The organism is Ideonella margarita, assembly GCF_038066635.1.
GTDB lineage: Bacteria > Pseudomonadota > Gammaproteobacteria > Burkholderiales > Burkholderiaceae_C > Ideonella > Ideonella margarita.
Genome location: NZ_JBBUTI010000008.1, coordinates 13,454 through 37,874 on the forward strand (window position 1 = coordinate 13,454; position 24,421 = coordinate 37,874).

Genomic DNA, 24,421 nt, shown 5'->3' on the forward strand with positions numbered 1-24,421 from the left:
GCGACCATGCGGGAAGGCACCGAGAGGGTTACCCCCTCCTCTGTTTGACGGAGATTCCGGGCGGCGGCGCAGCCCGGAATGGCCTCAGCCTTCGAGGCGCAGTTCGCCCGGCGAGCGACCAAACCAGCGCTTGCAGGCGCGGTAGAAATTGCTGGGATCGGAGAAGCCCAGGGCAAAGCTCATCTCGGTCGGGCTGGAGGCGCCCGAGCTCAGATAACGCTGGGCCAGCTCACGCCGCGTGTCGTCGACCACGTCGTTGAAGGTGGTGCCCAGCTCGTGCAGGCGGCGCTGCAAGGTGCGCTCGCTCATGTGCAAGGCGGCGGCCACATGTTCACGCCGCGGATCGCCGCGCGACAGCTCGCGCGAGACCACCTGCCGCACCTGCGCCACCAGATTGCCGCCTTGCTTGGCCAGCCAGCGCTGCGCCAGTTGTTCGCTCAGATCGGCGATGGACGGGTCGGCGGTGGGCATCGGCAGCGACAGGATGTCGAGCGAATATTCCAGCGCGAATTCCGGCGCACCAAAGGCCACGGGCGCCTTGAAATACCCACGCCACGGCGCATCGCACTCGGGTGCAGCCATCGGGTGACACACCCGCAGCGGCATCAAATCCTGGCCGCTGATCCACTGCACGCCGTGCAGGATGGTGGCACCCATGAAGTCGTAACGGTGGTGCACGGCCGGCCGCTGGCCCGGGGCCAGGCGCAAGGTCACGCGGCACACGCGGTCGGTGATGTCGAGCGCCACCGAGGTGGTAGGCGAGATGACACCGGTGAAGCGCGAGAGCTGTGAAAGCGCGGTCTTGATGTCTGGGGCAGCCAGCACCAGGTGCGCCATGCTGCCCAGGCCCAGCATGGGCTGGCGCGGCGTCATTTTCAAGCCGATGGCGGGGTCGTTGCATTGGGCCGAAGCGGCTTCCCAGGCCCGGTCGAACAGCTCGGCCAGCTCGCGGCTGGGCAGCACGTCATCCAGCGTCTTGAGGCGGCCGGTGGCCATCAGGATGTCGTCGAGCGCGATGTCCAGACGCAGGAAACCATCGCGCATCGCACGATAGGCACTCAATTGACGCAACGGGATGGTGTTCATGCCTCCTCCGGATGGGGAGAGGGGCGCACTGCTGCACTGCCACTCAACAAAAAAATAGCACGGCCGTACTATTTTTGGTTTGCAAGCATAGCTTTACAGGCAGCAACAAACACTCCGAGACAACCCGAGGGCACCCTCAGTGGCACGAACACCTGACGCCAGAAGGCTCTATTTCAGGGCCAACATTGAAGAGCGTGCGCTCACTTGGAGCCACACCCCCAATGACCGACCGGCGCTCAGAAGCCCTCTTCGACGAGCTCGGCGGCGCGAATGACTGCTCGTGCCTTCGCCTCGGTTTCCTGCCATTCCAGCTCGGGCACCGAATCAGCCACCACGCCGGCACCGGCCTGCACGTACAAGGTGTTGTCCTTGACGATGCCGGTACGGATGGCGATGGCCACGTCCATGTCGCCGGCAAAGCTGAGGTAGCCGCAGGCACCGCCGTAAATGCCGCGCTGGGTGATTTCCAGCTCGTCGATGATTTCCATCGCGTGGATCTTCGGCGCGCCGCTCAAGGTGCCGGCCGGGAAGCTGGCCTTCAGCACGTCCAGGCTGCTCAGGCCCGGCTTGAGCAGGCCCTCCACATTGCTGACGATGTGCATCACATGCGAGTAGCGCTCGATGCCGAAGGCCTCGGTCACCTTCACGCTGCCGGTCTGGGCGATGCGGCCCACGTCGTTGCGGGCCAGGTCGATCAGCATCACGTGCTCGGCCCGCTCCTTGGCGTCGGCCAGCAAGTCCACTTCCAGCTGCTTGTCGGCCTCGGGCGTGGCGCCACGAGGACGGGTACCGGCGATCGGACGGATGGTCACCACCTCGCCCTCGGGCCGGCTCTCCTGGCGCACCAGGATTTCCGGTGACGCGCCGACGATCTGGAAGTCGCCCATGTCGTAGTAGTACATGTACGGGCTCGGGTTGAGCGAGCGCAGCGCGCGGTACAAACTCAGCGGGCTTTCGGTGAAGCGCTTCTTCAGGCGCTGCCCGATGACGATCTGCATGCAGTCGCCGGCGGCGATGTATTCCTTGGCTCGCAGCACGGCACGCTCGAAGTCAGCCTTGTCGAACTCACGCTCGACCGGGTAGCCGGCCGCGCGGCGCACCACGGGCGCCGTGACGCTGTAGCGCAGCTTGTCGGTCAACTCACCCAGGCGCTTCTTGCCGTTGAAGTAGGCCTCGGGCCGCTTCGGGTCAGCCCAGACGATCAGGTAGAGGCGCCCCGACAGGTTGTCGATGACCGCCAGCTCTTCCGTCTGCAGCAGCAGGATGTCGGGCGTACCGATGCCGCCGGGCTTTTTCACACCGGCCAGCTTGGGCTCGATGTAGCGAACGGTCTCGTAGCCGAAGTAGCCCGCCAGGCCGCCGCAGAAGCGCGGCAGCCCCGGACGCAGGGCCGGCTTGAAACGCTTCTGGTACTCGGCCACCACATCCAGCGGGTTGCCCTGGTGGGTTTCCACCACCACGCCATCGGTCACCACTTCGGTCACGCCGTCGGTGGCGCGCAGCAGGGTGCGGGCGGGCAGGCCGATGAACGAGTAGCGGCCGAAGCGCTCGCCACCCACCACCGACTCCAGCAGGAAGCTGTTCTTGCCGCCGCCGGCCAGCTTCAGGTAAAGCGACAGCGGGGTTTCCAGATCGGCAAAGGCCTCGGCGATCAGGGGAATGCGGTTGTAGCCCTCGGCAGCGAGGCTCTTGAATTCAAGTTCGGTGATCACGGATCAGTTCCTTCAGGGTCCCGGCGCGGCATGGGCCTTGCTAGCCCGAACGGGCCCGCGCAACGGGTTGGGAAAGGGGGGAACAACGCAGGTCAGTGGCGCTGTTCCGAGGCACTGGCACCGATCAGGTGACAGGCTGGCGACAAATGGTTCAGCAGAGCCAGTGGCGCCAGGGCCAGGCTCCCCGGTCGTGTGACGACGCCATCCATTTGCGCGGGGTGAACATGATGAACAAAGTGTAGCAGTGCCCCACAAGGGTAGAAAAAACACCATAGACATGCACCACCCCCTGCGCGACACTCCGCCGCTTCTCAGCGGGAGACACCTGCTGACACAAATAGCCACGAACTCCAACACCAAGGGATCGGCATACATGCGACGTCGGCGGGCATTGGGGGGTCTCACGACCCTCGCGGGCATGGGCGCCTGGCCGAACTGGGCCCTGGCGCAAGCCACGGCGGCAGCGGGCGCCATCGACGTGGCCGGGGTTCGCTACGAAGGCACCACGGTGGTGGGCGGCCGCACGCTGGTGCTGAACGGCGCCGGCATGCGCTACAAGGCCATCTTCAAGGTCTATACCGCGGGGCTGTACCTGCAGGCTGCGGCGACGACGCTGGCGGCCATCCAGGCGATGACCGGCCCGAAGCGCATGCACATCGTGATGCAGCGCGACATCGACGGCAACGAACTGGGCAAGCTCTTCACCAAGGGCATCGAGAAGAACGTGACGCCTGACACCTTCGCCCGCACCATTCCGGGCACGCTGAAGATGGCGGAGCTGTTTGCCCGCCGCAAGCGGCTGGCGCAAGGCGAATCCTTCAGCGTCGATTGGGTGCCCAACTCCGGCACCGTGATCCGCGTGAACGGCAAGGCTGAAACCGAGCCCGTCCCCGAACCGGAGTTCTACTCCGCCATGCTCAGCATCTGGCTGGGCAAGTCTCCTGCCGACGACGCGCTGAAGGAAGCGCTGCTCGGACAGGCCCCTGTCTCCCGCGTGTTTGGTCAATGATGCGTCGTCTCGTTGTTGTCTCTCTCGCCGCCGCGAGCCTCTCCACCCCCGTGTGGGCCCAGACGGCCGCCGCACCGCCCGCCAAGGCCGCCTCGGGCATCGCCATCAGCGACCGCATCAAGCGCGACGCCGAGCGGCCGATGTACTGGATCCGCATGCATGCCGCGGAAGCGCCGAAAGGCGCGGTTCCGGCTGCACCAACCGCTACCGACGCGCGCAAACCCGCTTTGACGATCGCGAACACGCCGGGCACGCCGGTGGCCGCCACACCTGCAGCCACCCCGGCCGCAGCAGGCAACGCAACGGGCGCGGCCAAAACCGCTGCCGTGGCGCCCAACGCCCCCGCCCCGGCCAGCACCGCCGCCCTGCCCCGCAACTTGCCACCCACCTCGGCCGGCAACCCGGGCAAGGGCTCGGCAGAAGCCACCGCCCTGCCCTCGGCTGAATCGGTGGCCATGGCCTCAACGTCGAGCCTGCCTGCGAACCTGGGGGCTGCTTCAGGCACCTTGCCCACACCGCAAGCCGCCGTGGCGGAGCCGACGCCAGCAGCGGCCCAGCCCGCGGTCGCCCTGGAGTTGTTGACCGGCGATCCCGAGTTTCCGCAGCACCTGATGCGCCGACTGCGCAAGGGCGAAGTGCAGGTGCGGGTGAACGTGCTGGCCAATGGCGAGGTGGGCAGCGCGACCGTGCTGAGCGCCAGCCATCCGAAGCTGGAGCAGGCCGCCGTCGACGCCATCAAGACCTGGCGCTTCAAGCCGCCACAGCAGCCCGCCAGCGGCGTGATCAACTTCCAGTTCGATCTGGACAGCTGAGCAAACACCGGGCCGGCGGCCGATCAGATGAGTTGATCGAGCCGGTCCACCACGCCGTCGCAGTCCACCTCGCTGGCGGGCTGGCCGTGGTTGTAGCCGTAACTCACCAGCACCACCGGGCAACCGGCGGCGCGCGCGGCCTGGGCGTCGTTGCTGGAGTCGCCCAGCATCAAGGTGTGCGCCGGCTGTGAGCCCAGCGCCTCGCAGGTGCGCAGCAGCGGCAGCGGGTCGGGCTTCTTGCGCTCGAAGGCATCGCCACCAAACACCACGTCGAAATACGCGTCGAGGCCCTTGGCTGCCAGCAGTGCGGTCGCAAAGGCGCCCGGCTTGTTGGTCAGGCAGGCCAGGCGCAGGCCGGCGTCTTTCAGCGCGCCCAGGCCCTCCACCACCCCGGGGTAGACGGCAGAGAACTGCCCATTGATGCGCAGGTAGTGGCGCTGATAGGCGGCCCAGGCTGCGTCGTACAGGGCAGCGTCACCGCCCACCTGCGCCAGCGTGGATCGGATCAGGTGCTCGGAGCCCTTGCCCACGGTGCGCTCGATGAAGGCGCGGTCCACGCCGGGCAAGCCCAGTTCGGTGAGCGTGAGGTTCAGGGCGACGTCGAAGTCGCCCAGCGTATCGACCATCGTGCCGTCAAGGTCGACGATGGCGGCGGTGAAACGGCGCTCACCCAGCTTGGCAAGCGTGATCGGGCGCGGAAGGTGTGGGGACATGTGGACAGCATCGTTCAATCGCAATGCGCCAAAGCCTATCAGGCCCCCGCCCTCGTCACAGGAACTGCGTGCCCGCCCCGCTGAAGTTGCCCAGGGTGGGCAGCACATACGAGAGCTCGGTGCTGCTCAGCCCCATCCAGCGGCCCATGGTGGCGGCGTATTCCGTCACCGAGCTGCCAGGCAGCAGGCGGCCCGAGCCCACGTCGTCGGCCGTGCCCAGCGCCGTGACCGGGAAGCGCCCGCATATCTGCCCGCCCTTGACCGCCCCACCGGCGACGAAGTGGTGCGAGCCCCATCCGTGGTCGCAGCCCTGCCCGTTCGACGACAGCGTGCGGCCGAAGTCGGAGGCGGTGAACAGCGTGACGTTGTTGGCCAGCCCCATGCCGGCCATCGCGGAGAGAAAGTAGTCGGTACTCTGCGCCACCCGGGCCATCAGGCTGGGCTGATCGCGCATCTGGTTGGCGTGGGTGTCGAAGCCGCCCATCGAGACGAAGAACACCTGCCGCTGCATGCCCAGGCTCTGGCCCGCGCGGATCATGCGGGCGACGATGCGCAGCTGGCGGGCGAGGCTGTCCTGGTTCAAGGTGACGGTGGTGCCATTGCCAAGCACGATCGGGGTGGCCGGAATGTCGGGGGCGGTGGCCGAGGCCAGCGCTGCACTCAGCACGGCTTCGGCCTGCGCGGAGCGTTGCGTCACCTGGGCGTACGCCGCCTGCCAGGGGTTGTCGCCGGCATTGGGCAAGCGGCGCTGCATCACCTGCGCCACGGTGGACGAGCCCAGCGTGCTGCCATTGGCCAGCGCGCCCATGCGCACCGGGCCGTCGAGCCCGACCTGGTACTGCACGGCGCTGGAGCCGCTGAGGAACACCGCGTTGCCGCTGGCGCTCACCGCGGTGAACACCGGGTAGCGGTTGGCCGACATGAGGATGTCGCCCATGCGGCCGCCCCAGCCGCTGGGTGCGCCTTCGGGCAGCAACGACTGCCAGGTGGACGCCTGGTCGTTGTGCGAGAACAGCTTGGCCGGCAGGCTCAGGTCGGCCTGGAAATCGGCCTTGGTGGTCGGGCGCAGCAGCGTGCCCACATTGGCCACCACGGCCATCTGGCCGGCCTCGTACCAGCGGCGCATCGGGTCAAGCGCCGTGGGCATGCCGAAGGTGCGGCCGCTGGCCTGGCCGGTCTGGCTCAGCGTGCGCAAATCCGTGGGCGCCCAGGCCAGCTCACGCCGCACGGCAGCGTATTCGGCATAACCGGTGCTGTCGGTCGGCACCACCCAGTTGTGGCTGTCATTGCCGCCGTTCATGTAGAGGCAGACCAGCGCCCGGTAGCCGTTGCCGGTGGTGGCGGCAACGGCGGTTTTCTGGGCAGCCAGTGCGGCCAGGCCAGCCAAGCCGGCCGGCAGGCTCACATCGGCAATGCCGGTGGCAGCGCCCAGGGCCGAAGCCGCGCGAAGGAATTGGCGTCGTGAGGTGGACATGGCAGCGGGCTTCAACGTTGAACAACAAAATCAGGGGACGACAGCGCCACGAAGGCGGCCACGCGAGCGCGCTGGGTGTGACTGGCGGCATCCACCCCACCCACACCCCCGACCGCGTCATAGATGTCTTGCCGCAAGGCAGCCGACATGCGGCCGGCGAACAGCAGCACGTTGAGCTGCTCGACCATCGCGTCGACCTTGCCGGCAGCGCTCAGCGCAGCAAGGGCGGCGAACGTGCTGCTCACGTCACGGGCCGACCCCGTCCAGCCCAGGCCGGAGCCGGCCATCGATTCGGCCAGGTTGACCCAGTTGGCGGTGGTCGATTCATTGACGATCTGCAGCTCGGGCACGGTGGTGCCGGTGCTGGCGAACGAGGTGCCGGGCGGCACATAACCCGGGCGGAAGTAGCCGAACACCGAGGCCGGACGCAGCGCCTGTTGCAGCACATTGCCCAGCTCATTGCCCATCAGGAAGTCACCCGTGCTGGAGCGCACATCAAACGCGCGCATCCATTGCGACACCCGCAGGATCGGCTCTTTCACCTTGCCGAAGTTGGCAGCAGGCGTTGCGGCCCGAGCTTCTGCATCCAGCAGCACGGCGCGCAGCACGGCACCCAGATCTCCCCGCACGCCCTTGCCGTTGTTGTTGAACACGGCGGCCACACGGCCCACGTAGGCGGGGCTGGGGTGGCTGGTGGTGAAGCGCTGGATGAGTTGGCGCGAGATGAACGGCGCCACGTTCGGGTGGTTGAACAGGCCGTCGAGCGCCAGCTTCAGGCTGGTCTGCGGCGTGGCACCGGCCGGCACCGTGACGGCCCAGGCCTTGCCGGCGAACAGGCGCTTCTCGGCGGCCGAATGCTGGCTGGGGTAGGCCTTCATGCGCTGAAGGTCCATCTTGGTGTCGCTGGCCGCGGCGTAGTTCGGGCTGCCCCAGCGGAAGTTCTGATCGGTGAGCTGACCGTCTGGGAAGGCCCAGGACCAGCCTGTGAACACCTTGGCCAGCGCCATCACGTCCGCATTGCCGTAGGTGTCGATGGGCTTGCCATCGGCGCCCAGCTTCACGCTGCCGTCCTGGTTCAGCTCGACCAGGCCGATGCTGAACAGCTGCATCACCTCCCGGGCGAAGTTTTCATCGGGCAAGCGGCCGGTGGTGGCGTCTTCCTTGCGGTTGCGCATGTGCGAGAGGTAGATGCCCATCGCCGGGCTCAGGGCCACCTCTTCCAGCACGTTGCGGTAGTTGTCGAACGCCAGGCGGTTCAGCTGGTCCATGTAGCTCGCATAGGCCCGCGAATGCGCCCACAAGTTCGAATCACCTTGCGACGAGACGAAGATGCCGTGCAGCGCAAACGCCATGCGCTTGCGCAAGGCATCGGGTGCGGTCGCCGCCAGGCTCCAGAAACGGTGGGAGGGCCAGGCGTCGGTGTAGTTGGCGCCGTTGGGCCGCCAGGCGTCGCCCTGGTCGTACTTGGCTTGCACGAAGCTCACGAAGTCCGGCGACACCGGCTTGGCGATCTGCTCGTTGAACCAGGCGGCGTAGGTCATGCCAGCCAGGCGCTGCACCTCGGCGGGTGTGGCACCGAAGGTCGCCTGCTGCAGGAAGCGCGCGGCGGCATACTGCGCCGCCGGCGTCTTCGTCGTGGTGCTTGCCGTTGGCCATTTGAACCTCAGTGCTCCGCCCCACCACATGCCGCTGGTGCCGGCGACCACATCCACGCCGTCAAACGCCGCATTGCCGCCGCCGCGGTCGTAGGTGACGGCGCTGCTGGCGGGCCAGACGGTGGTGGTGCCGTCGCTGATGGTCGAGACCGTGAGGTTGCGGTCTTCGCCGTTCACCACTGCATCGTTGGTGAACACCACGTCCACCGCAGCGCCTGCCTTCAACGTGGGTGTCGAGATCACGTAGTCCGCCAGGGTGGTGGACGACACCGTGGCCGAGCCGACCACGACGCCATTGATGCGGACCTGCATTACCGGCCCCACGCCGCCAGCCAGCGTGCCCTGGGCACGGATGGTCAACTTGGGCGTGGCATTGGCCTGGGCAAACTCCTGCACCGTGGCCATGCCGGCGGCGTCGGCCTCGGGGCTGGGCTCCACCGCGGCGGCCGTGGACGTGCCGTCGGTCGTGGTCGTGGTCGTTGTGGTTGTTGTTGTGGTGGTGGTCGTCGTCGGCGCACCACTGCCCGAAGTGCTGCTGCCGGTGTCGCTCGCCACGGTGGCCGTTGCGGCATCACTGCCGCCACCGCCACCGCCGCCGCCGCCGCCGCCGCAAGCAGACAGGCTGACTGCCGTTGCCAGCAGCGTTGCCAGCAGCGGTCTTGAGAAATTGGTGCGCGGCTGCGCGGAAGCGGTGCTCATCGTGGTCAACCCTGAGCCCAACATGGGCCTTGCAAGGGCTATCGACCAGCGCCAGCGCAGCTTGAGCAAGCCTCTCTGTAAAGGCCTGTCACAAATGAGGACCAGCCCGCCGCACAGGCGGGCCCTGCCCGATCAGCGAGCCAGCTCAGCCCGCATCGCGTCGATGACCGCCTTGTAATCCGGCTTGCCGAAGATCGCGCTGCCGGCCACGAAGGTGTCGGCGCCGGCGTCGGCGATGCGGCGGATGTTGTCGGCCTTCACGCCGCCGTCGATTTCCAGGCGGATGTCGCGGCCGGACGCATCGATCAGCTTGCGCACCTTTTCGGCCTTGCGCAGCGTGCTGTCAATGAAGCTCTGACCGCCAAAGCCCGGGTTCACGCTCATCAGCAGCACCACGTCGAGCTTGTCGATCGTCCACTCCAGCACGTCGAGCGGCATGGCCGGGTTGAACACCAGGCCGGCCTGGCAGCCCTCGGCCTTGATCAGCTGCAGGGTGCGGTCGACGTGGGCGGAGGCGTCCGGGTGGAAAGTGATGATGTCGGCGCCGGCCTTGGCAAAGGCCTGGGCCAGCGCGTCCACCGGCTGCACCATCAGGTGCACGTCGATCGGGGCCGGCGTGCCGTCGGGCTTGACCGCATGCTTCTTCAGCGCCTCGCACACCATCGGCCCGAAGGTCAGGTTGGGCACGTAATGGTTGTCCATCACGTCGAAGTGGATCCAGTCTGCGCCGGCGGCCAGCACATTGCGAACCTCCTCGCCCAGGCGTGAAAAGTCGGCGGACAGGATGCTGGGGGCGATGCGGAAGGTCATGGCGGGCTTCAAAAACAAGTTACGCAGAAGGAACAAGGGATTTTAGGAGGCTTGCTAGGATGCGGCCATGAGTGCACCCCAATTCACCTGCGAGGTCGTGACCCAATACCTGCCCGAGCAATCCTCGGCAGGCGACAACGTCTACGCCTTCGCCTACACCGTCACCGTCCGCAACACCGGCAACGCCACCGGCCAGCTGGTGGCCCGGCACTGGGTGATCACCGACAGCGCCGGCCATACCGAAGAGGTGCGCGGCCTGGCCGTGGTGGGCCACCAGCCGGTGCTCAAGCCCGGCGAGCAGTTCGAATACACCAGCTGGACGCGCCTGGCCACGCCACGCGGCACCATGCACGGCACCTTCTTCTGCATCGGCGAAGACGCCCGCTGGTTCGACACGCCCGTGCCCGCCTTCGAGCTGGCCCAGGCCCACGCGCTGCACTGATGGCTGCAGCCGACCGCTGGGACCTGACCTCGCTGCTGAACGCAGCCGACCCCGCAGCCCCTGCGGTGGAGCGCCACCTGTGGCTGATCCGCCTGCTTGAATGGCTGCGTGAGCCCGGGCCGCAGTCGCCCTTCACCGAAGGTGATCTGCCTGATGAAAGTGCCAGCACGCCGTGGCCGGTGCGGCGGCTGAAGCACCTGCTCAATGTGCTGGACCGCCACCCCGAGCACCACCAGCGCATCGGCGACTTGCTGCGCACCAGCCTGGCAGGTCTTGACGCCACCGGCCTGCTGGCCGACTTCGGCTTCGCGCCGCGCCAGGGTTTCGTGAGTGAACTGGCTGACCGCGTGCGCCTGTCGTGCCTGCCCGGCACGCCGCAAACCCGCGACCTGGGCGAGCTGTTCCGCCTGCTCTTCAACGGCGAGGACGACACCTCCTGGCTGCAGGCGATCGACGACGCCACCCTGCTGCGCTTCATGGCCCTGTGCCAGGGCGAGACCGGCGACAAAGCCTGGCGCGCCGCCGTGATCGAGTCCATCCAGCTGCTGGCCAGCCAGATGCGCGCCGCCGGCCTGGCCGGGCCGATGCGCCAGCGCATGGACCTCAGCCTGATGGCCACGCGCCCCTTCCACCAGCTGGTGCCCGCGGCCGAGGCCCTGCGCGACGAGCTGCACGAAGGCACCGATGCCCTCACGCGCCAGCAGCAGGCACACTACCTGCGCGCCGTACTGGCCACCTGCCGCGAGGCGGCTGCCAGCGTGCGCCAGCATCTGGATGAGCACGGCATTTCCGTTGACGTGGTGTTCCAGGTCGACCAGCTGCAGGCCCGCGGCGATCGCATCGAGGCCCTGCTGGACTGCCTGCTGGCGCCCGCGCCCGCCGCCGCGCCTGAATTGCGCCACCTGCTGGTGGCCTTGGTGGAAGCGGGCCAGGGCCGGCGCGGCATTCGCCGGCTGTTTGCCCAGCATTACGGCCTGCTGGCGCGCAAGGTGACCGAGCGCAGCGCCGAAACCGGCGAGCACTACATCACCCGCGACCGCGCCGAATACCGGCAGATGCTGGTACAGGCAGCTGGCGGCGGCGCCATCATCGGCCTGACCACCGTGGCCAAGTTCCTGCTGGCCCTGATCAGCCTGTCGGTGTTCTGGGCCGGCTTCTGGGCAGGCATGAACTACGCCATCAGCTTCGTCGTGGTGCAGCTGCTGCACTGGACGGTGGCCACCAAGCAGCCGGCCATGACGGCGCCGGCCATTGCCGCCAAACTCGAGAACGTGTCGGCGAGCGACGCCGCGCTGGAAGACTTCGTCGACGAGGTGGCCCACCTGTTCCGCTCACAGGTGGCCGGCATCATCGGCAACCTGGCGCTGGTGGTGCCGGTGGTGCTGCTGATTCAAGGCGCCGCCTGGGCGCTGGCTGGTGCGCCGGTGATCGGTGCGGAGCAGGCGAAGTACGTGCTGCACTCGCTGCACCTGGCTGGCCCGACCGTGTTCTTTGCTGCCTTCACCGGCATCCTGCTGTTCGGCAGCAGCCTGATCGCCGGCTGGGTGGAAAACTGGTTCGTGTTTCACCGGCTCGACAGCGCCATCGCCTGGAATCCGCGCTTCATCCAGGTGCTGGGCGCCACGCGGGCACAGGGATGGGCGCGCTGGTGGCGGCAGAACATCTCGGGGCTGGCGGCCAATGTGTCGCTGGGCTTGATGCTGGGCATCGTGCCCGCCATCGGCACCTTCTTCGGCCTGCCGCTGGAGGTGCGTCACGTCACCTTGTCGATGGGCCAGCTGGCCGCGGCGCTCGGCGCCCTGGGCACCGACCTGCTGCGCGAGCCGGATTTCTGGTGGTGCCTGGCCGCGATCCCGATGATCGGGGTACTGAACCTGGGCGTCAGCTTCACGCTGGCGTTCCGGGTGGCGCTGGCCTCACGCGGGCTCAAGCTGCGTGACCGCGGCCGGGTCTACACCGCCCTGCGGGCCCGCCTGCGCAGCCGGCCGGGCAGCTTCCTGGTGCCGCCGCCCGATCAACCGGCCCCATAAACTGGCCGGCCATCGAAAAAGGCCGGCCACCGGCCCCTTCATGGTCGGGTGTCGTCGCGCCCGCTTGTGTCATCCTCGGGTCGTTCACCGTTGCGGCGGCCCGAGAACATCGTCCACCACACGATCAGCACGAGCAGCAAGCCGGCACCCAGCGCTTCGAAAATCACCACCCACATGTCTGTTTCCATTTCGCGCCACCTGACGCTGCACGCATTCTCACGCACGGCAGGGCCCGTGCTGGGCACGCTGCTATTGGCGTCGTGCGCCCAGTTCTCCACCCAGCCGGCCGCCCCCACCGAACACCGCCCGGTGCAGGCGCCTGCAACCTCAACCACCACAGTCGCGCCCACCGCCCCGGTGCCGGTGCCACCGCCGCCTGGCACGTTCGAGAAGGCCCGCGCCCGCTGGGTGCCGTCCGAGTTCAGCGAACTGCCCGGCTGGGGCGCCGACCGCCCGTCAGAGGTGATGCCTGCCCTGCGCCAGAGCTGCATCAAGCCTGCCGAAGGCTGGGCCCGCTTCTGCGAGGACCTGCGCAACCTCAAGCCGGCCGACGACATGGTGCAGCGCTTCTGGCTGGAAAGCCGGCTGCGCGTGTTCCGCATTGAAAGCCCGGAAGGCGATACCGCCGGGCTGCTGACCGGCTACTACGAGCCGCTGTTCGAGGCTACCCGCAAGCCCGCCGCCAACCGGCGCGTGCCGCTGCACGCCCTGCCGGCCGATCTGGCCAGCCGCAAGCCCTACTGGACGCGCCAGCAACTCGACAGCCTGCCCGCCGCCCAGGCCAGCGTGAAGGGCCGCGAGCTGGCCTGGCTGGAAGACCCGCTGGATGCGCTGGTGCTGCAGATCCAGGGCTCGGGCCGCCTGCGCATCACCGAGCCTGACGGCAGCAGCCGGCTGATCCGTCTGGCCTTTGCGGGCCACAACGACCAGCCCTACAAATCGGTGGGCCGCTGGCTGATCGAACAGGGTGAACTGAAGGCCAGCGAAGCCTCGTGGCCGGGCATCAAGGACTGGGCGCGGCGCAACCCCGCGCGCATCAATGAAATGCTGTGGCAGAACCCGCGCACGGTGTTCTTCCGCGAAGAGCCGCTGCCTGACCCGTCGATCGGCCCGAAGGGCGCGCAGGGTGTGCCGCTGACGCCCGGCCGCTCCATCGCCGTGGACCCGCAGAGCGTGCCCTACGGCAGCCTGGTGTGGGTCGACAGCACCGAGCCGCTGAGCACCCGGCCGCTGCAACGCCTGGTGGTGGCGCAAGACACCGGTTCGGCCATCACCGGGGCGGTGCGGGCCGACTTCTTCTGGGGTTGGGGTGATGAGGCCGAAAGCCAGGCCGGACGCACCCGCCAGGCCTTGCGCAGCTGGGTGCTGTGGCCGCGGGAAAGCGCGCCGCGCTGAGGGCAATCGCTGGCTGCGCGCTGACCCGCCTCAGGGCGTGACCAGCCGCAGCTCGATCAGCGGCTGCTCTGAGGACGCCGGCGAATACAACGTCATCCATTCACCCGGCGGCACATACAGGCTGCCGCCGAGCACGCCGCTGGCGGCGCCCGGCACCTCGATGCGCCAGCGCACCAGCGCCGGCTGCGACAAGCCCGGCCAGGTCGGCTGCAGCTCGATCAGCGTGGTTTCCACCACGCGGCGCTCGCCACCGGCCAAGCCCGGCCCTTGCGGCGTCCAGATCACCTCATTGCTTTGCTCCACCCGCACCCGCTGCCACTGGCTGCGCACGGTGTCGCCGTTGGCGGTGCGCAGGGTCTGCACCTTCGGCCCGTGATCGGGATTGCTGTGGGTGCCATGCCAGACGCCACCGCCCACCGGCGCGTGCTGGGTCGAGATGGTGACGCTGCCCGGCGGCCCCGATGAGCGCGGCGGCGCGGGCGAGAGCCGCACCTCCAGCGTCAGGTTGATGCCCGGCGGTCTGGGTGAGGCCGCCCACGCGCTGCTGCGCGAGCCCAGCACCAGACCCACGCCAAACGGCAGGGCCAGCTGGCGGCGGGTGTGCGAGAAGGGGCGGTTCGACATCGTGTCTGCTTTATCGGTGCGGTGGCTCGCCGGCTTGAATCAGGGCGTGTCGCCGTGCTGCGGCGCCGGGCTCAGGTGGCCCAGCGGCAAGGCCCCGCCCGACTTCACCTCGCCCAGCGAGAAGCTGGTGTGCAGGTCTTTCACATTCGGCAACTTGAACAGCGTCTCCATCGTCCAGCGCGAGTACGCATCAAGGTCTGTCACCAACACTTGCAACTCGAAGGTGCCTGCGCCGCTGATGTAGTGGCACGCCGTCACCTCGGGCCACTGGCGGATGGCGTCTTCCAGTGCGCGGGTGGTGTCGGCGTTGTCGCGCTCGGTGTCCACCCGCACGAAGGCCAGCACGCCCAGGCCGATCTTGCGGCGGTCGATCTCGGCCCGGTAACCGGTGATCACGCCCAGCTCTTCCAGCCGACGGACCCGGCGCCAGGTGGGCGCTGCCGACAAGCCGATGGCAGCGGCCAGATCGGCATTCGAGATGCGGGCGTCGTTCTGCAGCACGCCGAGGATGGCGATGTCGAAACGGTCGAGGTCGGCGGTGGAGGTGGACGGGCGTTGGCTCATGGGCTGCAGGCAAACCTATCGTTTACCCGAAATTTTCTGAAAATAGAAAGAATGTCGCTTGCGGCAGCACTTTACAGAAAGATTCATTCCCAAGCACCCTGTTCAGCAGCAATCAAAAGCAAGCACCTGTCTCAGGCTTGAGCCTACACTCAGGCCAACCCCCTGCTGTGCCGGGGCCGTGCCACAGCGTGCGCCACAAGCGCCCGCCCGAGGCTGGCCCGGCATGAACTTCACGGAGACACGCCCATGAACGCCCCCCTGCCCGATGCCGTGCGCCTAGCGCTGGACACCGTCACCCTCGACGACAAATACGCCTTGCCCGAGGGCCGGGCCTTCATGAGCGGTGTGCAGGCGCTGGTGCGTTTGCCCATGCTGCAGCGCGCGCGCGACGCCGCCGGTGGCCTGAACACCGCCGGCTTCATCAGCGGCTACCGCGGCTCGCCGCTGGGTGGTTATGACCAGGCCCTGGTGGCCGCGCGCAAGCACCTGGCCAAGCAGCATGTGGTGTTCCAGCCGGGCGTGAATGAAGAACTCGGCGCCACCGCCGTGTGGGGCACGCAGCAGCTGGATCTGTACAAGGAACAGGCCAAGTACGACGGCGTGTTCGGCATCTGGTACGGCAAGGGCCCGGGCGTTGATCGCTGCCTCGACGTCTTCAAGCACGCCAACATGGCCGGCACCTCGAAGCACGGCGGCGTGATCGCCATCGCCGGCGACGACCACGTCAGCAAGAGCTCGACCGCGCCGCACCAGAGCGACCACGTCTTCAAGGCCTGCGGCTTCCCGACCTTCTTCCCGTCGAGCGTGCAGGACATCCTCGACATGGGTCTGCATGCCTTCGCCATGAGCCGTTTTTCCGGCGTGTGGACCGGCATGAAGACGATCCAGGAAGTCGTCGAGTCGTCGTCGAGCGTGGATGTGTCGCCCGACCGCGTGAAGATCATCCTGCCGGAAGACTTCCCGATGCCGGTGGGCGGCCTGCACATCCGCTGGCCCGACGCGCCGCTGGAGCAGGAAGCGCGTCTGATGGACCACAAGTGGTACGCCGCGCTGGCCTATGTGCGCGCCAACAAACTGAACTACAACGTGGTGGCCACGCCGCACGACCGCTTCGGCATCGTGGCCAGCGGCAAGGCCTACAACGACATGCGCCAGGCGCTGTCTGACCTGGGCCTGGACGACGACACCTGCCGCACGCTCGGCATCCGGGTGCACAAGGTGAACGTGGTGTGGCCGCTGGAAGCCACCATCACCCGCGACTTCGCCCAAGGCCTGCAGGAAATCCTGGTGGTGGAAGAGAAGCGCCAGGTCATCGAATACCAGCTCAAGGAAGAGCTCTACAACTGGCGCGCCGATGTGCGCCCGAACGTGATCGGCAAGTTCGAGGAAGACGAGGGCGACCTCTCCGGCGGCGAATGGAGCCGCCCGAACCCGAGCGAAAACTGGCTGCTGCGCGCCAAGGCTGACCTGACCCCGGCCATCATCGCCAAGGCCATTGCCAAGCGCCTGAAGAAGCTGGGCGTGCCGGCTGACATCGCTGCCCGCATGGACGAGCGCATTGGCGTCATCACCGCGAAAGAGCAAGCCCTGGCCACGCTGGAGCTGAGCACCGGCGAGCGCACGCCCTGGTTCTGCTCGGGCTGCCCGCACAACACCAGCACCCGTGTGCCCGAAGGCTCACGCGCGGTGGCCGGCATCGGCTGCCACTACATGGTGAACTGGATGCCGGGCCGCAACACCAGCACCTTCACGCAGATGGGTGGCGAAGGCGTGCCATGGGTCGGCCAGGCGCCGTTCACCAAAGAGAACCACATCTTCACCAACCTCGGTGACGGCACCTACTTCCACTCCGGTCTGCTGGCGATCCGCCAGTCGATCGCGGCGGGCGTGAACATCACCTACAAGATCCTCTACAACGACGCGGTTGCCATGACCGGTGGCCAGCGCGTGGGCGAGCGCGCCGAAGGCCACACGGTGCTGCAGATCATGCAGAGCCTGGTGTCGGAAGGCGTGAGCAAGCTGATCATCGTCACCGACGAGCCAGCCAAGTACGACCACGTCAGCCTGAGCCCGGGCGTGACCGTGCACCACCGCGACGAGCTCGATGCGCTGCAGCGCCAGTTCCGCGAGCTGCAGGGCACCACGGCCATCATTTATGACCAGACCTGCGCGACCGAGAAGCGCCGCCGGCGCAAGCGCGGCACGATGGTTGATCCGGATCAGCGCGTGGTCATCAACGAGCTGGTGTGCGAGGGCTGCGGCGATTGCTCGACGCAGAGCAACTGCGTCTCAGTGGAGCCGCTGGAAACTGATTTCGGCCGCAAGCGCCAGATCAACCAGAACAGCTGCAACAAGGACTTCTCCTGCGTGAAGGGCTTCTGCCCAAGCTTCGTCACCGTGGAAGGTGGCACGCTGAAGAAGCCGAAGAAGGTGGCAGGCGGCACGGCAGCGATGCCAGCCGTGCCGGACCCGGTGGTGCCGTCGGCCGATGTGGCCTGGGGCATCGTCGTGGCCGGCGTGGGTGGCACGGGCGTGATCACCATCGGCCAGCTGCTGGGCATGGCTGCGCACCTGGAAGGCAAGGGCATCGTCACGCAAGACGCCGCCGGCTTGGCGCAGAAGGGTGGCGCCACCTGGAGCCATGTGCAGATCGCCGACCGCGCGGACGCCATCTTCACCACCAAGGTGGACACCGCCAAGGCCGACCTGATCATCGGCTGCGACGCCATCGTGGCGGCGAACAAGACCACGCTGAGCGCGATGCACCCGCAGCGCACCTTCGTGGCCCTGAACACGCACCGCACGCCCACAGCCAGCTTCGTCGGCAATGCCGACTGGCAGTTCCCGGGCGCGGCCTGCGAGGAAGCCGTGTCGAGCGCCGTCGGCCCGCAGCATTACGCCGCCTTCGACGCCGAACAAGTGGCCACCAAGCTGCTGGGCGACTCGATCTACACCAACCCGCTGATGCTGGGCTTTGCCTGGCAGCACGGCCGCATCCCGCTGAGCCATGCCGCGCTGATGCGCGCGATCGAGCTCAACGGCGTGCAGATCGACAACAACAAGGCCGCGTTCGAATGGGGCCGTCGCTGCGCCCATGACCTGCCCACCGTGGAAGCGCTGTTCGCCGCGCGCCAGGTCATCCAGTTCGTCAAGAAGCCCTCGCTGACCGAGCTGGTGGCCAAGCGCGTGGAGTTTCTCACCGCCTACCAGAACGCCGCTTACGCCGAGTCCTACAGCGCCTTCGTGGCACAGGTGGCCGCCGCCGAGCAGCCGCTGGGCAGCACCCGCCTGAGCGAGGCCGTGGCGCGCTACCTGTTCAAGCTGATGGCCTACAAGGACGAGTACGAAGTGGCGCGCCTGCACACCGACGCGGCTTTTGCGGCCAAGGTCAGCGGCATGTTCGAGGGCGACGTGCGCCTGGTGCACCACCTGGCCCCGCCGCTGTTCTCGAAGAAGAACGCCGACGGCCTGCCGGTGAAGACCACCTTCGGCCCCTGGGTGCGTGGCGGCTTCCGCTTGCTGGCCCGCATGAAGGCGCTGCGCGGCACGCCGCTGGACGTGTTCGGCTACACCGAAGAGCGCCGCACCGAGCGCGCGCTGGTACAGGAATACCGCGCCAGCATCGAGGAAGTGCTGCGCGGCCTGAAGGCCGACAAGATCAGCCTAGCTGTCGAGATTGCGCGCGTGCCGGAAGACATCCGCGGCTTCGGCCATGTGAAGGCGCGCCACCTCGGCCAAGTGCGCCCGACCTGGACGGCGCTGATGAACCGCTGGCGCAATACCGTGGCCTGAGGCCACAGCAAACCCGAGGCCCGAGCCGGCCTTGAGACGGGCGCCCCAGTGGCGCCCGTTTTTACTTCAGGCCGCCCGAGAGGAACTGCTGCAGGCGTTCGCTGTTCGGGCGCACCAGCACCTCGCGCGGCAGGCCCTGCTCCTCGATCAAGCCCTGGTGCACGAAGATGGCATGGCTGGCCACTTCGCGGGCGAACTCCATCTCGTGGGTCACCACCAGCATGGTGCGGCCTTCACCGGCCAGCTCGCGCATCACCTTCAGCACCTCGCCCACCAGCTCGGGGTCGAGCGCGGAGGTGGGCTCGTCAAACAGCATCACTTCGGGGTCGACCGCCAGCGCGCGGGCAATCGCCACGCGCTGCTGCTCACCGCCCGACAGCTGCGCCGGATACACATCCTGCCGGTGCGACAGGCCCACGCGCGCCAGCAGCTCGCGGCCACGCTCCAGCGCCTGCGCGCGGGGCTGGCCCAGCACATGGATCGGCGCCTCGATCACGTTTTCAAGTGCCGTGCGGTGCTGCCAGAGGTTGAAGCTCTGGAACACGAAGGCCAGGCGTGAGCGCCAGTGCTGCAGCTGTGCCGGGCTGGCCGCCGTGAGGCTGCCGTCGCGGTCAGGCTTGAGCGCCAGGGTTTCACCATTGAGCGTGAGCGTGCCGGCATGCGGCTGCTCGAGCAGGTTCAGGCAGCGCAGCAGCGTGCTCTTGCCCGAGCCGCTGGAGCCGATGATGGCCACCACGTCACCCGGTCGGGCCTGCAGTGACACGCCGCGCAGCACCTCGCGCTCACCAAAGCGCTTGTGGAGGTTTTCAACGACCAGGCCGGCGTTGTTGCCGGTGTTGTTGCTGGACTTGTCGACGGACACAGGAGCAGTCATCTCAACGCTCCTTCAAGCCGACAGCAGCGGGCCGCTGCGCAGGGCCTGCGTGCCGGCCACCTTGCCCAGCGACATGCCCGCCACCGCAAAGCGGCGGTTGTCACGCGCGAAGAACAAGCCGTCCACTGGCGCGGTCAACGTCGTCACTTCCGCGGTGAAGGGGTCAATCAGGTCGACCATCGGCGTGCCCGCCGTCACCCGCTCACCCACCTGCCGCAGAAACACCACCATGCCGCCCGTGGGCGCCACCAGCGGGATCGAGCCGGACAAGGGCGTGGGCTCGCAGCGCAGCGCGGGCAACTCTGGCGGCGCGTCGGTGTGCACCACGCCGCGCGCCTCCAGGAACCGGATGATGCCGTCGGCGTCGGCCGCGGCCAGGTCGTGGCGCACATCGCCTTCGCCGCGCAGCTCGATGGTGGCAGCCATGCAGCCCGGCGGCAGCGGCGCATCAGGGCCGAGGCGCTTCGCGATGTCGAGCCAGACCATCGAGCAGGCTTCGTCAAACGGATCACCGCCCGAGCGCTCGGCCAGCAGGGCCACCTCGGCGCCGATGCAGCGCACCAGCACCTCGGCCTGCGGCCAGGTGGCGGGCGTGGTGTAGATGTGCAGCAGGCCTTCGCCGTCGCTGTGCAGATCAAGCACCACCTCGGCGTCAATCGCCAGGGCCAGCAGGGTGCGGCGCAGGCTTTCCAGCGCGTTCTTGGCGGGCAGCGCCAGCGCGGCGTCCGCCAGTGCGCGGCGCACCAGCGCCACGTTGGTGGCAGCATCGGCGCCCACATGCGGCTGCACCGCAGCCACCACGGCGTCGGTCAGGTCGGCGTAGTTGCGGTTGAAGTTTTCGCCGCTGTGGAACTCGAAGCGGCCCTGGTAAGCCCGCAAGTGCCACTGGTGCAGGCCGATCGGATTGGCCGCCGGCACCAGCACCACCTCCCCCCGCAGGCGGCCAGCGTCTTCCAGCGCCTGCAAGCGCTGGCGCAGGTGGTGCGCCACCAGCATGCCGGGCACCTCGTCCGCATGCAGCGAGCCCTGGATGGCGATCTTCGGGCCGGTGCCCGGCGTGCCGTAGTGCAGGCTCACGAGGGCCTGGCTGGTGCCCGGCGTGGCCGGCATCAAGGGGTGGTGAACGAGTTTCATGATCGGGGCAGCAGCGGCTTCAACCAGCGGGCTTCGGCAGCGCGGAACAGCGCCACCAGCACCGCGGTGATGGCCGCGTAAAAAACGGCTGCCGTGACGAAGGCTTCGTACGGCAGGTAGTAGTTGGAATTCATCTGGCGGGCCGCGCCCGTCAGGTCGAGCAAGGTGACGACGCTGGCGAGTGCCGTGCCGTGCAGCATCAGCACCACCTCGTTGCCATAGGCCGGCAGCGCGCGCCGGAAGGCCGAGGGCAACACGATGCGGCGCAGCATCACCCAGCGGCTCATGCCCAGGGCCTTGGCGGCTTCAATCTCGCCGGCCGGCACCGCCTTCATCGCGCCATGCAGGATCTCGGTGGTGTAGGCGCAGGTGTTCAGGGCAAAGGCCGTGACCGCGCAGAACCACGGCGAGCTCAACCAGGGCCAGAAGGGGCTGGCGCGCACGGCCTCGAACTGGGCCAGGCCGTAATACAGCAGGAAGAGCTGCACCAGCATCGGCGTGCCGCGCATCACATAGGTGAACAGCCAGATCGGCCAGCTCAGCCAGGCGATGGGCAGGCTGCGCAGCATGGCCAGCGGCAGCGCCAGCGCCAAGCCGATGCCGCAGGAGAGCAGCAGCAACTGCAGCGTGACCCAGGTGCCCGACACATACAACGGCAGGCTGTCGATGATGGCTTCGAAGTTCACAGCGACACCTGCTTCACGCCAATCGCGAAGCGCTTCTGCAGCAGCTTGAATCCCAGCTCGGAAACGCTGGTGAAGGCGAGGTAAATCACGGCCGCGGCCACGTAGAACAGGAAGGGCTCACGGGTGGCGCCTGCAGCCTGGCCGGCGCGGCTCATCATGTCTGACAGGCCGATCACCGAGACGATGGCCGTGCTCTTGATCATCACCAGCCAGACGTTCGACAAGCCCGGCAGCGCGTGGCGCAGCATCTGCGGCCCGACCACCCGCACCATCACCTGGCGCGGGTTCATGCCGTAGGCCAGTGCCGCTTCGCGCTGGCCCGGCGGCACGGCCATGAAGGCGCCGCGCAGCACTTCGGTGAGGTAGGCGCCGAAGATGAAGCCGATCGTGAGCACGCCCGCCACATACGGGTTGACGTCGATGAACTCCCAGCCGAGCTTCTCGCCGATCTGGTTGATCAGCATCTGCCCGCCATAGAAGACCAGCAGCATCATCACCAGATCAGGCACCGCGCGGATCAGCGTGGTGTAGGCCCCGGCCAGCCACTGCAGCGGCCGGCTGCGCGAGAGCTTGGCCACCGCCCCCGCCAGCCCCAGCACCATGGCCACGGCCAGTGACATGAACGCCACCGACAGCGTCAGCAGCGCGCCCTCCAGCAGGCTGGCGCCATACCCGTGCAACATCGTCTGCCCTTCGCTCAAACTCAGGGCTTGCCGTAGACGTCGAAGTCGAAGTACTTGTCCTGGATCTTCTTGTAGGCGCCGTTGGCGCGCACAGCCACGATCGCGGCGTTGAACTTCTGCTGCAAGTCGTTGTCGGCCTTGCGCACCGCGATGCCCGAGCCGATGCCGAAGTAGGTGGCGTCATCCACCGGCGTGCCGAGGAAGCCGAAGCCCTTGCCCGAGCCCTTCTTCAGGAAGCCCAGGTCGGCGGCCACCGAGTCGCACAGGGTGGCGTCGATGCGGCCGGCGGCCATGTCGAGGAACACTTCGTCTTGCTTGGCGTAGCGGACGATCTCGCTGTCCTTGTAGATGGCGGTCAGGTAGCGGTCATGGGTGGTGCCGCGCTGCACGCCGATCTTCTTGCCCTTCAGGGCGGCCGGCGAGATGTCGTGCGGCGCGCTGGCCTTGCCCACGAAGCGGGCCGGCGTGTTGTAGTACTTGTTGGTGAAGTTGACGGCCTTCTTGCGCTCATCGGTGATGGCCATCGAGGCGATGATCGCGTCGAACTTGCGGGCCTGCAGCGCCGGGATCATGCCGTCCCACTCCTGCTGCACCAGCGTGCACTCCGCCTTCATCTCGGCGCACAGGGCCATCGCCATGTCGATGTCGAAACCCTTGAGCTTGCCGTCGGTGCCCACTTCAGAAAACGGCGGGTAAGCGCCTTCCACGCCGATGCGGACTTTCTTCCAGTCCGGGCTCTGTGCCGCGGCCGTGAAGCTGGCGGTGGCCAGTGCAAGCAGGGTGATCATCAAGCGACGTTGCATGGTGCGGTGGCTCCTGTGGGAAGGGCTGGGGGCTTGTTGGTAGGGGTGGGTGCGCAAGGCGGCTCAGCGGCCAGCCCAAGGCGTGAACAGGGGGCGGCTCATCCGGACCGGCGAGATGTCAAGGTACAGATTGGACACCGTGTATTCATCTGCGCCCAATTCGTCAGAGTACCAGCCCACGCTGTCCTTGCCCTTGTAGAGGCGGAAGGAAAAACCCAGGTCCGCCTGTGGATCGGAGGCCGGCGCCTTCGGGTCGAAGGCCAGGCCGCGGCTCTCCTTCTGGCTGCTGTCGATCAGGATGCCCATGGCGTTGCTGATGATGGTGTCGCCCAGCATGTCGGTGTAGTACGGGTCGTTGGTGAAGTCGGGCTTGTAGCCGGGCGCGTTCGGGTCGAGCTTGCTGCCACGCAGCTTTCGTGCCGACGGCTGGATCTTGTGCAGGCCGAGGTCGTAGCGGTCACCGCGGTCCAGGTAGCTCAAGCGGATGCCCGAGGCATTCAGGGCCCCCGTGCTGGTGTCGGTCTTCACGTCGTTCAGGTCAACCAGCAGCGCGCCCTTGGCGCCGATGATTTCCACCATGTCGCCCTGCACGATGGCGGCGGAGTTTTCATCCACGCCCAGCCCCATCTTGTAGCCCTTGGCCAGCATCAGCGGAATCATCCGCCCGAAGCGGCCGCGCTTGAGGAAGTGCTGGTCGACAAACAGGTTCGGGCCGACAAAGCCCAGGCCGCGGTCGACTTCCTTGCCGTCGCGCAGCTGGCCCTTCATCACGGCCATCACCGACAGTGCATCGCGGAACATCACCGACGACATGATGGCCGCGCCAGCCGAGGTGCCGGCCACCACACCGCCGCGGCGGTAGACGTCCCAGATGGCATCGAGCATCGGCGTCGGGCGGCCACCGGGCGCGAAGGTGTCGACGATGCGCTCTTGCGCACCACCCGAGAAGAAGATGCCGGTGGCGTTGTTCACCAGCTCCAGCAGGGCCGGGTCGCGCACGGCCTTGTCCAGATCGACCCATCGCAGCTGCGGGGCCACCGGGATGACCTCGGCCACGGCGCCGCGGCGCTCCAGCAAGTCAGCCAGCCGGCGACCGGTCTTGTCGGGGTTTTCAGACGCGGTGCCGAACACCACCCAGCGTGCGCCCTTGCCGCCCGAGAGCTCGACCAGGCGGCCCCAGACGTCGTCGTTGTCGGCCTTCAGCGCGCCGCCGATCACCACCGCGTAACCCTTGGGGGGCGGCTTCACCGCCTGCGCCACCGCCGGCGCAGCCTGGGCCACCGCCAATCCACTGCCCAGGGCCAACACGCCCACCAGGAATTGCCTGCGCAATACCGACATCATCGCCATGACCACCTCACCCTGTGAAAAGCTGCCCGTCGACGCGGGCCATGCCGATAGTCTGTCACTGATCCGCGCAGCGC

Annotated in this window: 21 protein-coding genes; 6 read left to right on the top strand and 15 right to left on the bottom strand. The window is 67.6% G+C overall.

Going from position 1 to position 24,421, the window contains the following annotated elements:
• Positions 1-84: 84 nt before the first annotated feature.
• Together AACH00_RS12540 and trpE are read right to left on the bottom strand one after the other, a co-directional pair.
• Complete coding sequence (locus tag AACH00_RS12540) at positions 85-1,086, bottom strand: helix-turn-helix transcriptional regulator (RefSeq protein ID WP_341399488.1); 1,002 nt, start codon at positions 1,084-1,086, stop codon at positions 85-87.
• 236 nt (positions 1,087-1,322) lie between these two features.
• Positions 1,323-2,798 carry an anthranilate synthase component I gene (trpE, locus tag AACH00_RS12545; protein ID WP_341399489.1) on the bottom strand — a complete coding sequence of 492 codons (1,476 nt, stop codon included), beginning with the start codon at positions 2,796-2,798 and terminating at the stop codon, positions 1,323-1,325.
• A gap of 418 nt (positions 2,799-3,216) precedes the next feature.
• Between trpE and AACH00_RS12550 the strand changes: the two genes are divergently transcribed.
• The gene (locus AACH00_RS12550; protein ID WP_341399490.1) at positions 3,217-3,807 is read left to right on the top strand and encodes a chalcone isomerase family protein; all 591 of its coding nucleotides are present in this window, start codon (positions 3,217-3,219) and stop codon (positions 3,805-3,807) included.
• Positions 3,808-3,857: 50 nt separating this feature from the next.
• On the top strand, positions 3,858-4,619 hold the full coding sequence (locus AACH00_RS12555; RefSeq protein WP_341399491.1) for an energy transducer TonB: 762 nt from the start codon (positions 3,858-3,860) through the stop codon (positions 4,617-4,619).
• A 23-nt stretch (positions 4,620-4,642) separates the two neighbouring features.
• Here AACH00_RS12555 and gph read toward each other — a convergent pair whose 3' ends face one another.
• From gph to rpe, 4 genes are all read right to left on the bottom strand, one after another.
• Positions 4,643-5,332, bottom strand: coding sequence for a phosphoglycolate phosphatase (gene gph / locus AACH00_RS12560; RefSeq protein WP_341399492.1), 690 nt, complete (start codon positions 5,330-5,332; stop codon positions 4,643-4,645).
• Between the two features lie 55 nt (positions 5,333-5,387).
• Positions 5,388-6,806, bottom strand: coding sequence for a DUF1501 domain-containing protein (locus tag AACH00_RS12565; RefSeq protein WP_341399493.1), 1,419 nt, complete (start codon positions 6,804-6,806; stop codon positions 5,388-5,390).
• A gap of 11 nt (positions 6,807-6,817) precedes the next feature.
• Complete coding sequence (locus AACH00_RS12570) at positions 6,818-9,160, bottom strand: DUF1800 family protein (RefSeq protein WP_341399494.1); 2,343 nt, start codon at positions 9,158-9,160, stop codon at positions 6,818-6,820.
• Positions 9,161-9,292: 132 nt separating this feature from the next.
• On the bottom strand, positions 9,293-9,970 hold the full coding sequence (rpe, locus tag AACH00_RS12575) for a ribulose-phosphate 3-epimerase (protein WP_341399495.1): 678 nt from the start codon (positions 9,968-9,970) through the stop codon (positions 9,293-9,295).
• 67 nt (positions 9,971-10,037) lie between these two features.
• Between rpe and apaG the strand changes: the two genes are divergently transcribed.
• Both apaG and AACH00_RS12585 read left to right on the top strand, forming a co-directional pair.
• The gene (gene apaG, locus AACH00_RS12580) at positions 10,038-10,412 is read left to right on the top strand and encodes a Co2+/Mg2+ efflux protein ApaG (RefSeq protein ID WP_341399496.1); all 375 of its coding nucleotides are present in this window, start codon (positions 10,038-10,040) and stop codon (positions 10,410-10,412) included.
• Positions 10,412-12,442: a site-specific recombinase gene (locus AACH00_RS12585; RefSeq protein WP_341399497.1), complete on the top strand. Its 2,031-nt coding sequence runs from the start codon at positions 10,412-10,414 to the stop codon at positions 12,440-12,442. The genes apaG and AACH00_RS12585 overlap by 1 nt, the downstream gene beginning before the upstream one ends.
• Positions 12,443-12,480: 38 nt before the next feature.
• On the opposite strand, the gene AACH00_RS12590 is transcribed toward AACH00_RS12585, so the two are convergent.
• On the bottom strand, positions 12,481-12,618 hold the full coding sequence (locus AACH00_RS12590; RefSeq protein ID WP_341399498.1) for a hypothetical protein: 138 nt from the start codon (positions 12,616-12,618) through the stop codon (positions 12,481-12,483).
• Here AACH00_RS12590 and mltA point away from each other — a divergent pair.
• A complete protein-coding gene (gene mltA, locus AACH00_RS12595) occupies positions 12,617-13,837 on the top strand; it encodes a murein transglycosylase A (protein WP_341399499.1) in 1,221 nt (406 codons plus the stop codon). The genes AACH00_RS12590 and mltA overlap by 2 nt on opposite strands.
• 30 nt (positions 13,838-13,867) lie before the next feature.
• Here mltA and AACH00_RS12600 read toward each other — a convergent pair whose 3' ends face one another.
• Both AACH00_RS12600 and AACH00_RS12605 read right to left on the bottom strand, forming a co-directional pair.
• The gene (locus AACH00_RS12600; RefSeq protein WP_341399500.1) at positions 13,868-14,461 is read right to left on the bottom strand and encodes a hypothetical protein; all 594 of its coding nucleotides are present in this window, start codon (positions 14,459-14,461) and stop codon (positions 13,868-13,870) included.
• Between the two features lie 39 nt (positions 14,462-14,500).
• On the bottom strand, positions 14,501-15,025 hold the full coding sequence (locus tag AACH00_RS12605) for an Lrp/AsnC family transcriptional regulator (RefSeq protein ID WP_341399501.1): 525 nt from the start codon (positions 15,023-15,025) through the stop codon (positions 14,501-14,503).
• A 246-nt stretch (positions 15,026-15,271) separates the two neighbouring features.
• On the opposite strand from AACH00_RS12605, the gene AACH00_RS12610 reads away from it, so the two are divergent.
• Positions 15,272-18,817 carry an indolepyruvate ferredoxin oxidoreductase family protein gene (locus tag AACH00_RS12610; protein ID WP_341399502.1) on the top strand — a complete coding sequence of 1,182 codons (3,546 nt, stop codon included), beginning with the start codon at positions 15,272-15,274 and terminating at the stop codon, positions 18,815-18,817.
• Between the two features lie 61 nt (positions 18,818-18,878).
• Here the strand turns inward: AACH00_RS12610 and AACH00_RS12615 are convergent, their stop codons facing one another.
• The 6 genes from AACH00_RS12615 to AACH00_RS12640 all read right to left on the bottom strand — a co-directional run bounded on the left by AACH00_RS12615 (position 18,879) and on the right by AACH00_RS12640 (position 24,347).
• The gene (locus AACH00_RS12615) at positions 18,879-19,691 is read right to left on the bottom strand and encodes an ABC transporter ATP-binding protein (RefSeq protein WP_341399503.1); all 813 of its coding nucleotides are present in this window, start codon (positions 19,689-19,691) and stop codon (positions 18,879-18,881) included.
• A gap of 12 nt (positions 19,692-19,703) precedes the next feature.
• Positions 19,704-20,825, bottom strand: a complete 1,122-nt coding sequence (locus AACH00_RS12620) for a succinylglutamate desuccinylase/aspartoacylase family protein (protein ID WP_341399504.1) — start codon at positions 20,823-20,825, stop codon at positions 19,704-19,706.
• Entirely contained in the window at positions 20,822-21,511 is a 690-nt protein-coding gene (locus AACH00_RS12625; RefSeq protein ID WP_341399505.1) for an ABC transporter permease, read from the bottom strand. The genes AACH00_RS12620 and AACH00_RS12625 overlap by 4 nt, the downstream gene beginning before the upstream one ends.
• Complete coding sequence (locus AACH00_RS12630) at positions 21,508-22,194, bottom strand: ABC transporter permease (RefSeq protein WP_341399506.1); 687 nt, start codon at positions 22,192-22,194, stop codon at positions 21,508-21,510. The genes AACH00_RS12625 and AACH00_RS12630 overlap by 4 nt, the downstream gene beginning before the upstream one ends.
• Positions 22,195-22,214: 20 nt before the next feature.
• Entirely contained in the window at positions 22,215-22,997 is a 783-nt protein-coding gene (locus tag AACH00_RS12635; RefSeq protein WP_341399507.1) for an ABC transporter substrate-binding protein, read from the bottom strand.
• A gap of 63 nt (positions 22,998-23,060) precedes the next feature.
• Complete coding sequence (locus AACH00_RS12640; RefSeq protein WP_341399508.1) at positions 23,061-24,347, bottom strand: cyanophycinase; 1,287 nt, start codon at positions 24,345-24,347, stop codon at positions 23,061-23,063.
• Positions 24,348-24,421 lie beyond the last annotated feature (74 nt).